Below are 13,704 nucleotides of genomic sequence, written 5' to 3' on the forward strand. Positions count from 1 at the left end.
GTAGCAGCCTGATTTTTGTGCTGCTAAAGCCTGCTGTGAGCAAAATGAACACCGCAGTTATGACGTTAGAATTGATTTAAGCTTGCACGGGAGGCCGTAGAATACGTTCGGAGTAGCTGAATAGCTGGCTAATAGGGTCACCATAATTATGGCTACCTGCCATTGTCGCCATTGTTAATTGATGGGCGAATAAAATGGCAGAGGCTGCCGCAGAATGGCAGTCACTATTTTGGCAGCTTGCTTTTGATTCACCATCGTCTTGCATCGACATGCAGTGAGATTGTTGCATCATCTTATCGTTACAGCAGCTATCGATGTTATGTGCTGACATGGGATTATTCATAATAACAGAAGCGTTTGCCGCAAGCGGCAAGAAGGAGAGCAGAAGGGCTGCGATAACCCACTGGCATATAAAACGGTTAAGTTGTTTCATATTGCGCTCCTGTTGAATAATGATGATGGAATACAGTGAATTATACGTGTGTTTTTGTGTTTAGGAAGGTAATTGTTATGAGAATTAAAATAGGCCCGTAAAATGCGTTTTATTGCAACGCATTATTCGTTGATGCACTCGCGTTGGAACAGCGTACGAATTAACGTGGACTATGCTTCCATTCCTGATTGTAACCTCTTGTATTCTGACACCAGTTGATTTGATGTCACCCTAAAAATTAGATTCTTTTTTCGGGTTTATAAACAAGTTGTAAGTTAGCGGATTATCCTTAGTGAAGGTTAGAAAATATAAGTGTATTTATCGCACTGATAATAGCGATTTATCTTTATTTTTCCGACAGGTAACGACATAGATTCTAAGTATCACTCAATACAGCGTCGATATAAAAAGGATTTAATCTAATGACTAAACTGAAACATCTTACCCTACTTGTGGGCTGTAGCCTTGCGGCAAGTAGCTTTACAGCAAGTGTTCATGCAATGAATATTCAACCCGACCCACAAAATCCAACGGGTTATATTATTTCTCGTGCCGACGTACAAGCAGTCGAGAATACTAAAACTGCAGATCCTATGTACGGTGTGTGGGCGCAAGCTTTACGTACTTTACCCAATGTTCAAGTCGAAGCTATTGAGCCTGGCTTAGCAACCAACCCAGTAAATGTGAAACGTGCGGAACGTGTTTTTCCTTATGCTGAGTGGGATTTCCTGACCAAAATGGCAGCACCAGAATATACGTATACGCGTTTCTTACGTGCGATAGGTAAATTCCCTGCTTTTTGTGGTGACTACACTGATGGACGAAATTCAGATGCGATTTGTAAAAAATCTATCGTGACTGCATTTGCGCATTTTGCACAGGAAACGGGTGGGCACATTGCAAAAGATAACCACTGGGATAATCCTCTGGGTTTGGAAGAGTGGCAGCAAGCATTGGTACATGTTCGTGAAATGGGGTGGTCAGAAGGTCAAGTTGGATATACCACTGGCTGTGGTCAGAATGATTGGCAAAATAAAAAATGGCCATGTGCTGTAGGGCAAGGGTATTTTGGCCGTGGCGCGAAACAGCTCTCTTATCATTTTAACTACGGCGCATTTTCTGAAGTCATGTACGATGGCGATGCAAGTGTACTATTGAATAACCCTGGGTTAGTTGCCGACTCTTGGCTTAACCTCGCTTCTGCTATTTGGTTCTTCTTAACGCCTCAAGCACCAAAACCCGCCATGTTGCATGTTATTGATCGTACTTGGACACCTTCACAGCGAGAAAAAGATGCAGGCATTGGTTATGGGTTTGGTACCACAATCAACGTGATTAATGGTGGTATCGAATGTGGTGAGCAAAACAAAGATAAAGGCCAGCCTGTTAATCGAATTCGTTATTGGGAAGGTTTATCTTCGCATTACCAAATTCCAATTGAAGCAGATGAAACCAATACCTGTTGGCAGCAAACACCTTACGGTAGCTTAAACCTTAATGGTGCAACTGATGTGTTATATACCAACTGGGATGGTAACTGGAAGTACTATGCAGATCGCCCTGAAGGGTTCTCGTTTGAATGTTCGTTAGTGGGTTTCCAAACGGCTTATTCGGCATTGGTTGCTGGTGATTATGAGAAGTGTGTGACTAACTTATACGAATCACATGCAAGTTGGCCTGAAGTGCGTGTAGTGGATAACTTAGAGCCAGAACCACCAAAGCCGGGTCCAGATCCGACTCCAGGTGAATTTATTCCTTGGGTGCCAGGTAAAACTCAAGTGAACAATGGTGATCAAGTTATTTACCAAAGCAAATGCTTTACTGCTAAAAATAACCCAGGTACTTGGGATACACCAACCCAATCAAATTGGTTCTGGGATGAAATTTCATGTGGTTCAACACCAACCCCAGATCCGACGCCAGATCCAACCCCGGATCCAACTCCTGACCCGACGCCAGATCCAACACCTGACCCTACACCCGATCCAACGCCGGGTGATTATATTCAGTGGCAAGCAGGTGTAACTAAAGTGTCAAATGGTGACAAAGTGACTAATTCAAATAAGTGTTTTGCTGCCAAGAATAATCCTGGCGTGTGGGAAACACCAACGGCATCGAATTGGTTCTGGATTGAAGAAGTGTGTAAATAACGCTTACTCGGTCTGATAACTACCACTGGATTGAGTAGAAAAACAAAGCAGCTTTAAACTGAGTTTAAAGCTGCTTTCTTATTGGGTTCTCTGATTAAAAATGAGGCAGGAGAGTTGCAAAGTAATCATTGATACATTTTGTCATGATTTCCTTCTTGTTTAGGAGCAAGAAGCCCGCAAGCCTCACGTTGCGCTGACATTCGCTGGTGGTCTATCGGTTTTAATACCTAAGTGCGTTAACCGACACAGCTGTATTTTTTCAAGATGAACTAAGTACAGAGTTAATAATAATCAGTCACTATAGATGAAGCCAACGGCTTAAACGCGGCAGGAATTTGGGATGCAATACACAGAAGAAGATCAACAAATATTACATGACACATGGATGAGCTATAAAGCAAAAATGCGAGTGACGCAGATTGAAATGGCAAAAAAACTGGGCATGAGTCAGTTGGTTTTTTCCGATATCTTACGAGGAAAGCTGCCTTTAGAGCATAAGTTCGTTAATCAGTTTTGTGATTTTATTGGTGTCGATCCTTTGCTAACGCTCCCTTCGTTACGTAAAAATATGGGTAGCGCAAACAGTGGCAGTGTACTACTTACCAACCGCTTTATTCTAGATGGCGAAATACGCAATGTACGCTATAGCGGTAATCAGCTGATTGTTGAGTATGAGCATGGCTCAAGTGAAACAACCGTCCAATAGATCATTCTCTCCGCTACTTTTTCATAACAGCCCTTATTCTCTTTATTCAGAGTAGGGGTTTATTTGTTCACAATGAGAATAGACGAAGCTATTGATTATTAACTCCTCACTCATTACTATAAATCGGATAATACAGGGCTAAATTCATTCTATCTTGTAGTAATTAGTTACATTTACACCGTCATGATTACATGCTGCTTTATCCGATATTCCCCTTCGCACGATAAACATCAATATTATTGTTTTATATTCATTCATCTAGTTGATATCGCTTTAAATGCATTGCTACTATTTAATCTAAGGGGTTATTTTAAGTAGTATGTATATATTCCGTATTTGTGCTCATTAAATTAATACTTGTTTTAAGTGCGCGAATATATGTGATGAATATGAATAAAGAAAATGGCTTTACCCTTATTGAATTAATTATTGTCATAGTGTTATTTAGTACATTAAGTGTAATTGCGTGGCCGAGGTTTATTTCTATTCAAGTGGATAGTCGTGTTGCAGCGATGAATGGGCTCAAAGCTTCCGTTCTGACGGCGAATGAACAGATTTTTGGTAAAGCTGCCATTGAAGGAGTAGAAAAGCTTCCAGAGCATAGGTTGTTAATAGATAGGAAGAATAACGTATCAGTCTGGGTTCGTTATGGGTACCCGGTCTGGCAGGGAATGAGTGTAGATCAGCTACTACATGTTAATTTGGATGAATGGTTTTATGGTATCAATTCAGGAGATGAAAAAGAGCAGACTCTTAGGTTTGGACTAAGTAATATATTTAATACGGCAAGAGATCTAATGAGTGATAATGCTAAAAGGTGCTTTGTTTTAGTTAAGAACACGCTGACAACGGTTAGCGTAGAGGTAATATCTGATGAATGCTAAATAATTACTCTGGGAAGCTTAATAAATGAGCAATAAGCGTTGCGGTATTTTACTTGTAGGGTTTTATTTTTACTTCTAATGACAAGCTAAACCGCTAGCTGACTTTGAAAATGAGAGAATGAGAGTAAAAAAAGTGCAATTTTGTACTAGTTCACCATTACAATTTGGTTTTTGATCTGTTACTTTAGTTTTGCACTTAGAGCTATTATTACATTTATCATTAGAAGTTGTTAAATAATGAAATTAAAACTATCAGCAGTATTGATCCCAACCCTTTTATTAGCGGGCCAAGCGTCTGCAATCACTGTTTATGAAGATGATCAGACTACATTTGATGTAGGTGGTGTATTTGTACTTGATGCATTTCAACCTAAATGGGGTGATGATGAAATTTTCTCTGCTGGCCGTAGTATTTTAAACTTTGGTTTTGAGCGTCAATTAACCGCAGATACCAGTATTGATGCAAAGCTAGAGTGGGACCAATTCCTTAATTCGCCATCATCAGGTAAGTCGAACTTCCGTAATCGCTTAGGTTATGTGACAGTCAAAAATGATGCTTTGGGCAGCCTACGTTTTGGTAAACAATGGTCTGCGTACCACGATGTAGCGCGCTACATGGATAACATGGTTATCATCGATCCAGATGCGACACCGATTTACTCTGAAGGTACGGATGGTGGATTTGCTGCGACAGGGCGTGGTGATAACTTGGCGGCATACCGCTACAGCAAAGATGGCTTGAACGTTTCTGCACACTACGGCTTTACCAGTACAGGTGAAGCGGATTCGGCTGCTACAACTACTGTAAAACGTGACCATAACATTGCAGCATCAACCAGCTATGATTTTGATTTCGGTTTAAGCCTTGGTGCGGCCTACCTTGAAAACAAGGTGAGCGTTGATAATACCGTTGGCGTCAATGGCCTGAAAGATGGCGATAAGCAAACAGCGACAACGGTTGGCGGTCAATATGTGCGTGGCGGTTTGAAAGTGGCGACAGCTTACACCAAGGGTGAAAAAATCCATAAAGCAGGTCTATTAGGTGGTGCTAGTACTGCTGAGTGGGCTGACGCAGATGCGTTCGATGTGTATGCGCATTACGTATTTGAATCAGGTTTCCGTCCATTTGCTTATGCGTCTAACGTGAACTTTAAAGAAGATGCTCGTGGTATTAGCGGTGACCGTCAAGTGTACGCGCTAGGCCTTGCTTACTCATTTACGCCAGAAACGATTCTGACGTTTGAAGCGAAGCAAAACAAACTGAATGAATTTAATGCTGATTCAAGCAAAACAGACAACGGCGGTGGTTTCAACTTCGTCTACTCGTTTTAATATTTGCTAAGCACTTTACCTTGAAGTGATGATTAAGCCCTCAACGTTGATGTGAGGGCTTTTTTGATTGAGTTTGATTCGGTTACGAAAGTAAACTACTCGCTCTTTAATACAAAGTGATAGCTGTTTACCATCAAACGAATGTGCCATTTTGGTAATCTTCAACGGCTTGATTTATCTCATCCATACTGTTCATCACAAACGGGCCGTAGTGAACAACAGGTTCATCTATCGGTGTACCTGCCAGTAATAAAACACCACAGTGTCCGTGAGAGGTAATAGCTAAGCTTTCCCCGTTAGATAGCAAGGCTAATTGACCTTGTTGAACAGAAAGGCCATCTACGGTTATTTCGCCTTGATAGACGTATAACATGGCTTGGAAATCTGGGTTTAGGCATGCTTGGATTTGCACATTATTGTCAGCTTGCCAGTCTGCGACGGTAAGAGGCACACCAGTTTGCTGTAATGGCCCAGCGAGCGTTTCCCCATGAATAGTGAGATCACCTGCGATGACGCGGATCAGACTATTGTCGCTGAGCTGTTTTTCAATAATCACATCAGATTGAAAATCGTGATATTGCGGTTCCTGCATTTTTTTAGACGCAGGCAAGTTAATCCAAATTTGAAAACCGTGTAGCTGTTCATTAGACATCATTGGCATTTCACTGTGTACAATGCCTTTACCTGCAGACATCCACTGCGCGCCGCCATCTCGTAACTCTCCCGTATTACCGAGGTGATCTTTATGCTGAAAATGACCGCTGAGCATATAGGTTAACGTTTCAATACCGCGGTGTGGGTGGGGAGGAAAGCCACCAATATAATCATCAGGTGAGAGTGACTTGAGCTCATCAATCATTAAGAAAGGGCTGAAATGTGGGTTTTCAAAACCATGCACACGCTGGATACGCACACCGTCTCCATCTGATGATGGGTGTGATTTAAGAATTTGATTAACTGTTCGGTAGGCCATATCTACTCCCTCGAGTCGCGATGTAATTCATATTGAGAGTGTAGGTGCAGCACAGGTTGGCGAAAAGAGGGCTAAGACGAACAGCTTGTTCTAAAAATTTGAATGATTGATCAAGTCGAAGATAATTGTAATCGCTGCCAAGCCTCGCAAATGGCACGAAACTGAGCCGCATCACCTGTTGGTCGATCTGGGTGCCAGCGTAGCGCGAGCTTACGCCATTGTTTACGTATTTGCTGCGGTGTGGCGTCGGCAGGTAACTCAAATAAAGCGAGATCTTCCGGGCGAGCACGTAATAAGGTGATTTCACTTTCTTGATGACCAATATGATCTTGATAGCGTCGCCAAAAAGAGGAAAGTAACGCTTGAATCGTATCACTATCAGCGTTGTAGTTTGCCCAATCTAAATAGTAACTACGGAGTGGGTCATCAGTATCAATCGCGTTATCTGCTGAATTCATATTGGGCATTAAGCAAATATCCATCGCATGAGCTTGTAGCCATTGCTTAGGGAGTAACATTTCTTGCAGTTGGTAAAGGGCGTTCATCAGCAGGAAGTTACGCTTGAACAGGTCTTTATCTGCGTCATCATCGAGTTGAGACCAAATACCACGCTGTTTTAATTCTTCTGATAGGGTATGGATCATCCAGCCTTTAGGTTGATGTTTCAAGATAGATATCATCGGCCAAATGAGTGGATTGTCATATTCGGAATGCTGTTCAATCTGCATAAACGCTCTTCTTATTAATTATTCTATGTTCTACTTTGCTGGTTAAAATCACTGATAGCGGCATTATAGATTTTGTAGGTAGAGCAACTCGCTAACTGCAATCTATGCTTGGTTCTAAGTGTTTTTCCTTCGCACTATTCTGCTTAGTTAATTAGCGGTATTGGTATTACTTTAGCAGAGTTGTGCTTTTCTCTGATAACGATTACTGAAATTTGGCTACAAAAAAGGCCATCAAATGATGGCCTTAGTATCGGTTGTCTTAAATCTTACTGTGCAAGAGAGTAGAAAATTGCAGAGATAGAAACTAGACCAATGATGGTTATAAAGACATTGCTCAGTGCGCCTGAGTATTTACGCATTGATGGTACTTTGTTGATAGCATACATCGGCATGATGAAAAGAATCATCGCGATGATAGGGCCACCAAGGCTTTCAATCATACCTAAAATACTTGGGTTGATAGTTGCAACAGCCCATGTAGTCAGTAGCATAAATAGTGCAGTGAAAGTGTTTAGCTTTTTAGGGCCAATTTCTTTATTACGGTCACGTGCTAGTTTAACCACTAGGCCATTAAGACCTTCACTTGCGCCTAGGTAGTGACCAAGGAACGATTTAGTAATCGCAATGATAGCAACAACAGGGGCTACGTAAGCAATAGTTGGTGCTTCAAAGTGGTTAGATAGGTACGTTAGGATTGAAACGTTCTGCGCTTTAGCTTCTGCAAGGTTTGCAGGCGAAAGGCTCAGCACACAGCTGAATACGAAGAACATAACTACCACAACCATCATAACGTGTGCACGAATCAGGATGCGTGAACATTGTTTTTCTGCTTGCTCACCGTACTCTTTTTGTTTCGCAACAGCGAAAGAAGAGATAACAGGAGAGTGGTTGAACGAGAATACCATTACAGGCAGGATTAACCACACAGCCATAAGGATAGTCGTGAAGCCACCTTCAGCAGGCATTACTTGTTCGAAAATAGCACCGTTCCAGTAAGGAACAAGGTAAAGTGCAAGCATTAGTAGAACAGCAACAAATGGGAATACCAGTATGCTCATCGCTTTGATGATCAGTTGCTCACCAAGACGAACAACAGCCATTAGGCCGATGATCAATACAAGCGCAAGAATCGCACGTGCTGGTGGAACCATACCAAGCTGGTTAACCATGAAGCTTTCAACAGTGTTAGTCAGTGCAACGCTGTATACCAATAGAATTGGGTAGATAGCGAAGAAGTAAAGCAAAGTGATTACTTTACCCATACCAGCACCAAAGTGTTCTTCAACCACTTCAGTAATATCGGCACCTGGGTTAGAGCTTGAAAGTACAAAGCGTGTCATGCCACGGTGCGCGAAGTAGGTCATTGGCAATGCAAGCAAAGTCATAACGATAAGCGGGATTAAACCACCCACACCTGCGTTAATTGGTAAGAAAAGCGTACCAGCACCTACAGCAGTACCAAATAGGCCAAGCACCCAAATAGTATCGCTTTTGCTCCAGCCAAGTTTCTCAGAGCTGTTTACAGATGAAGAGTCAACAGTATTGTTTTTCACAGTGCCCATTATGGACATCTCCTTTATAGGTATATTGATATAGCCTTCAAAGGGTTTTCGCTAGTGATACTCATAACTGCCCAATTGATGAGTTGGACTAGAAAAAGTAATGCATCCATGTTTCGTCGAGGACGAATGATAACAAGCAGTGAACATTGCCGTGCAGTACGTACTGTACAGACAAGAGAGAAGCAGATGGGTGATATTGCATAACGAGCGTGAATTAAGATAATTCACAAAGCTAAACAAGCGACGGTTCCTAGGTCTAACGAGCGTATCCATACGGCCAAAAAAACTGCTAATGCCAATGTGTGCGTGTATCTCTAATTAAAACCTTATAAATACTAATGAAACCCTGATGACGGGAAGGAGTATAGGGGATTAGCTGTGTTACAACTATTGATTTCTGACAAGTTCTGTATCGTTTGAATAAAAAATATCAATTGTATAACAAATGATATTTGCTCGTCTGGTTTATATTTGGTCGATAAGTTTGGAATTTATTCTTTTTGAGTGAGTTTATGACAATGAATAAAAAAATATGAAATGTGTTTTTTATTTAAAGTGCACTGAAATCGATATTGATACGCTTAGGTTACTCAGTTTTCACCGAGGTGTAACTTGGATCAATCTCGTTGAATTGACCAAAAAACAGGCAGGTTGCAAATGATAAATTGTGGTAATGAATAGGGGGATATGACAACTTTACTGCAGATTAAAATGGCTAATCGTTAAAATTATCCAGTGGCTGCTTATTCTTTTAGCAATGGAATGTATTTTTTGGAAGCTTGCTTTGCCGAATAAAAAAACGCGCAGGCTTTTAGGCCTGCGCATTTTTAACGTATGAATCTATTTCAGCTTTTAGTCGCGGAAATTATCAAACTGTAGTGGTTGGCCTAGCTCTTCAGCTCGAATGGCTGCCATTGCTGCCTGAAGATCATCGCGTTTTTTACCAGTAACACGTACTTTATCGCCTTGGATAGATGCTTGAACTTTTAGTTTGGCATCTTTGATCAACTTAACTACTTTCTTCGAGATAGTTTGATCAACACCTTGCTTGAATTCAACAACACAAGAGAACGATTTACCAGTACGCGTTGTTGCTTGCTGATCCATTGACTGTGCATCAACATAACGCTTGGCAAGGTTACTACGTAGAATGCTGACCAACTGGCTAAGTTGGAAGTCAGATTCAGTGGTGATTTTAACCGCCTCTTTTTCTAGTTTGATACTTGCGTCTACACCACGGAAATCAAAACGAGTTTCAACTTCGCGCGCTGAGTTATCGACAGCATTTCTTACTTCTACTAGATCAACTTCAGAAATAATATCAAAAGATGGCATGTGTATAATCCTAATCTTATTTAGTTAACTAAAAGGGACTCGCCCTTAATTTTAATACTTTTACTTATGTTTTACTGCGTCTGCAAGCATATCAAGCATTGTTGTTGTGTCTTCCCAACTGATGCATGGATCAGTAATCGACTGACCGTATGTGAGCTCATCTAGTTTGCAAGAGTTAACCGCTTGGTTACCTTCAACAATAAAACTTTCCGCCATAATACCAGCGATAGATGTGCTGCCATTACGAATTTGTGTACAAATGTCTTCGGCGACATTGAGTTGGAGGCGGTGTTGTTTCTGGCAATTGCCATGGCTGAAATCAACCACTAATCGTGGCGGTAACTCGAAGCTTTCAAGCGTTTGACATGATTGTGCGATATCAGAGGCTTTATAGTTCGGCTCGTTACCACCGCGTAGAATAATATGACCGTGTGGATTGCCTGATGTGCGGTAGATAGTCATTTGACCATCTTTTGCTGGCGAGCAGAAAATATGAGACTCACGTGTTGCGCGAATCGCATCAACCGCAATTTTGATGTTGCCATCAGTGCCGTTCTTAAAACCGACAGGGCAAGAAAGGGCAGATGCCATTTCACGATGGATTTGAGATTCTGTGGTTCGTGCACCAATGGCACCCCAAGAGATAAGATCTGCCAAATATTGGCCAGTGATCATATCAAGGAATTCTGTTGCCGTTGCAAGGCCAAGCTTATTGATATCAACAAGCAGTTTGCGGGCTTTATAGAGGCCAGTGACTAAATCAAGGCTGCCATCTAAATGGGGATCAGAGACTAAGCCTTTCCAACCTACAACAGTACGTGGTTTTTCAAAGTACGTACGCATCACAATACAAAGTTCATCTCTATATTGGTCTTGAAGATCTGCCAGGCGTTGAGCATAGTCCATTGCAGCCTCGGTATCATGCACCGAACATGGACCAACAATAACCAAAAGACGAGAATCTTTACCTGTGAGGATATCTTCAACTTGTCGACGACATTGAGCAACGTGCTCAGCAATATCATCCGTAATTGGGTAGGCCGCTTCAACTTCAGCAGGAGCGGGCATAGCTCCTAAGCTAACGGTGCGGAGTTCATCGGTTTTCATTGGCATAATACGTGCGCCTACCTTGGTATCTCTTAAATTAACGACGCGTTAAGATAGCCCAAAAGCCAACAGGAATAAACCAAACATGTGATATGTCATAGGTTTTTCCATAAAAATGCATCGGTTTGTTACGAATCGACAACGCATTGCTAACTAAACGTTATTGAGCTATCTCACTATAGAATAGATAAGGTAAATAAAACCTTTCAATATTTCTTGATAAAAGAAGCCTTATGCGGCATGTTGCCAATGTGTTTATTTTGTTTTCGTCATGGAAGATAGGAGTGAAATTAGAGCCTTATGACTAACCCTGCTCAGTCTGTTATTGCTACCTCGGTAGTGTTTACTCAAGCCAGTCAACTCGATCAATCTGATACCATAGGCTTGTTCTCACTGGATGATATTGTAAAGCAACATTACTCATTTCATCCGTATGCTTATGCTTTAACATCGTCTCTGACGCAAGAAGACCAAGCATCGATCGTTGCAGCGTGCGGTGATCTTCCTCCTGCGGAATATTACGTCACTGAGCTGACGAATATATTGTTACAAGCTGCTAAACATCAAAATGGTCAGCCATTACGGGTTGCACTTTCTGGTGTCGAATCATCATCACGCCTTAATCGTGTAGGTTGCGAATTAGAACCAGCAGAAACTAACCCTGCAATGGGCTTACGTGGTGTGTCTCGCTATGCAAATAATGCCCATAGAAAAAGTTTTGCACTGGATTGTGAGGCGATAAAGCGTGCTCGTTTAGGGAAAGAATGCCAGAACATAGAGTTGGTGATCCCGTTTGTACGCACGTTCAGCGAGGCGGCAACCATTATTGATTTACTGGCAGAGCAGGGCTTATGCCGTGGTGCCCAAGGGCTAAAAGTGCATATCCTGGCCGAGCTGCCTGCTAATGCTCTATTAGCCGAAACGTTTTTGCAGTATTTTGATGGCATGGTGGTGGATATTGATGTGTTGGCGCAATTCACCTTGGCATTAGATCCAGAACATGAAGCGTTAACGTATTTGTACGATGAGCAAAACGAAGCGGTACTGACGTTACTGCGTCAAGCTTTGAAAGCCGCTAAAAAAGCGGGTAAGCCATGTGAATTAATTAGTCGCCATCTTGATGATTCACCAAAGTTGGTTCGTTGGCTACACGAGCAAGACATAGCAACCGTCATCAAAGCAAAAGCGTAGCGTAAACGTTAATATTAAAACGACATTGAAGCGACCAAGGTAACCTTGGTCGCTTTTTTTCTTCTTGTTATTCGTCACAGTAAGCTATGTTGGATCAGCCTTGTTATGCCAATTCAGCTAAGGAACGGATTGTTATCTGCGCAAGAGCCTGAGCCCTGACTTACCCTAATTGGTATTAACGCAATAATAGATGACGTAAAGGTGTTCTCTCAATACCACGGGTAATAAGTAAAGATAGAAAGAACACAAGCGGCACAATCATAATATCTAACCAAATACTTTCAATGCTTAGCATAGTCGCAATGTTGAATACATAAATAATAATCAGTAAGTGGATAAGGTAAACGCCAAGTACATCTTTACTTGTATGCAAAATCGAATTTCTAATTACAGTCCTTTTTCCACCGAAATTGGGCTTTTTTAATAACATCATAAATAATCCCACCGCCCAAATAGGTGTGCCAATTAAAAAGTCATGGGTATTAAATGGCATATCATAATGTAATAAATAACGCGCTTCAGTGAAGTGCATAGCCATACCAAGTGCAGCCATCAGCATTGCAATATTAAACTCACAGCGCCAATTTACACGACGTATTTCAAAGCCGATTGCGACCAGTAAGCAGCTAAAGAATGGACCATTACGAGTGAATATTGGGGCTTCTAGTCCGAAGATTGGCTGGTAACTACCAGCAGCTAAACCATACATGTATAAGATGATAGCTATTGGTAATAACAGTGCTACTTTTTGATACTGATTTAAGACGGCAATTATTGCTGTTGCACAAATTAATGCTGGAACATACCAAAGGTGAACTAGTCCACCTTCAAAAAGGGTGTTCAAAGGCGTGCTCAATAAAAATTGCCAATAACCCTCACGCTCAGCAAGATAACCTTGTTCAAGCAGTAGTGTTAAGTTGTAAGGTGCAAGTAGGTAAATAATACTCCAAAAAAACCACACTTTTAAAAGAGGTAAGCTATAGCGTTTGAGTGTCTGCAGCGGGGCGCTGATGAGTTTAGGTGCAATGAAATAACCCGCTAATAAAAAGAAGAGGGGGACTGCAAAGCGGCCCGCTTGATTTAATACTAATGAGAGCCAAGGTTCGCCATTAAAAAGCGGGGTTGTTGAAAAGGGTTTTGCATGAATAGTAATAATCGCGATGAGCGCAATTATTCGCCCCCATTCTAAACTCATTATCTTGGTTGAAACAGTCGGTTGGCTTATCGTTTTCATGAAGTAATGCAATTAAAACTGAATTAAAGTAGGGCTGTCAGTATCCTGAATCCGCTTTAAATTACTAGT

12 protein-coding genes are annotated in these 13,704 nt (G+C 41.5%); 5 read left to right on the forward strand and 7 right to left on the reverse strand.

What is annotated here, in order from left to right; genetic code table 11:
• Window positions 1-76 precede the first annotated feature (76 nt).
• On the reverse strand, window positions 77-433 hold the full coding sequence (locus tag OCU87_RS07555; protein ID WP_062691081.1) for a hypothetical protein: 357 nt from the start codon (window positions 431-433) through the stop codon (window positions 77-79).
• Window positions 434-855: 422 nt separating this feature from the next.
• On the opposite strand from OCU87_RS07555, the gene OCU87_RS07560 reads away from it, so the two are divergent.
• From OCU87_RS07560 to OCU87_RS07575, 4 genes are all read left to right on the forward strand, one after another.
• Complete coding sequence (locus tag OCU87_RS07560; protein WP_261858151.1) at window positions 856-2,583, forward strand: chitinase; 1,728 nt, start codon at window positions 856-858, stop codon at window positions 2,581-2,583.
• Window positions 2,584-2,923: 340 nt separating this feature from the next.
• Window positions 2,924-3,289: a helix-turn-helix domain-containing protein gene (locus tag OCU87_RS07565; protein ID WP_261858152.1), complete on the forward strand. Its 366-nt coding sequence runs from the start codon at window positions 2,924-2,926 to the stop codon at window positions 3,287-3,289.
• A gap of 389 nt (window positions 3,290-3,678) precedes the next feature.
• The gene (locus tag OCU87_RS07570) at window positions 3,679-4,173 is read left to right on the forward strand and encodes a pilus assembly FimT family protein (RefSeq protein WP_261858153.1); all 495 of its coding nucleotides are present in this window, start codon (window positions 3,679-3,681) and stop codon (window positions 4,171-4,173) included.
• 237 nt (window positions 4,174-4,410) lie between these two features.
• Window positions 4,411-5,505, forward strand: coding sequence for a porin (locus tag OCU87_RS07575; protein ID WP_261858154.1), 1,095 nt, complete (start codon window positions 4,411-4,413; stop codon window positions 5,503-5,505).
• 133 nt (window positions 5,506-5,638) lie between these two features.
• Here the strand turns inward: OCU87_RS07575 and OCU87_RS07580 are convergent, their stop codons facing one another.
• The 5 genes from OCU87_RS07580 to OCU87_RS07600 all read right to left on the reverse strand — a co-directional run bounded on the left by OCU87_RS07580 (window position 5,639) and on the right by OCU87_RS07600 (window position 11,216).
• Window positions 5,639-6,478 carry a pirin family protein gene (locus OCU87_RS07580; RefSeq protein ID WP_261858155.1) on the reverse strand — a complete coding sequence of 280 codons (840 nt, stop codon included), beginning with the start codon at window positions 6,476-6,478 and terminating at the stop codon, window positions 5,639-5,641.
• Between the two features lie 110 nt (window positions 6,479-6,588).
• Window positions 6,589-7,206: a DNA-J related domain-containing protein gene (locus OCU87_RS07585; protein ID WP_062691075.1), complete on the reverse strand. Its 618-nt coding sequence runs from the start codon at window positions 7,204-7,206 to the stop codon at window positions 6,589-6,591.
• A 266-nt stretch (window positions 7,207-7,472) separates the two neighbouring features.
• Window positions 7,473-8,768, reverse strand: a complete 1,296-nt coding sequence (locus OCU87_RS07590; RefSeq protein ID WP_062691074.1) for a serine/threonine transporter — start codon at window positions 8,766-8,768, stop codon at window positions 7,473-7,475.
• A gap of 852 nt (window positions 8,769-9,620) precedes the next feature.
• Window positions 9,621-10,103 (reverse strand): YajQ family cyclic di-GMP-binding protein, encoded by a 483-nt coding sequence (locus tag OCU87_RS07595; RefSeq protein ID WP_062691073.1) that lies wholly within the window; start codon window positions 10,101-10,103, stop codon window positions 9,621-9,623.
• A 60-nt stretch (window positions 10,104-10,163) separates the two neighbouring features.
• Entirely contained in the window at window positions 10,164-11,216 is a 1,053-nt protein-coding gene (locus tag OCU87_RS07600; protein WP_261858156.1) for a 3-deoxy-7-phosphoheptulonate synthase, read from the reverse strand.
• 294 nt (window positions 11,217-11,510) lie between these two features.
• Between OCU87_RS07600 and OCU87_RS07605 the strand changes: the two genes are divergently transcribed.
• The gene (locus OCU87_RS07605; protein ID WP_261858157.1) at window positions 11,511-12,401 is read left to right on the forward strand and encodes a putative PEP-binding protein; all 891 of its coding nucleotides are present in this window, start codon (window positions 11,511-11,513) and stop codon (window positions 12,399-12,401) included.
• Between the two features lie 175 nt (window positions 12,402-12,576).
• Here OCU87_RS07605 and OCU87_RS07610 read toward each other — a convergent pair whose 3' ends face one another.
• Window positions 12,577-13,635: an acyltransferase gene (locus tag OCU87_RS07610; protein WP_062691072.1), complete on the reverse strand. Its 1,059-nt coding sequence runs from the start codon at window positions 13,633-13,635 to the stop codon at window positions 12,577-12,579.
• Between the last annotated feature and the right edge of the window lie 69 nt (window positions 13,636-13,704).

The sequence above is a fragment of the Photobacterium sanguinicancri genome (assembly GCF_024346675.1).
Classification (GTDB): domain Bacteria; phylum Pseudomonadota; class Gammaproteobacteria; order Enterobacterales; family Vibrionaceae; genus Photobacterium; species Photobacterium sanguinicancri.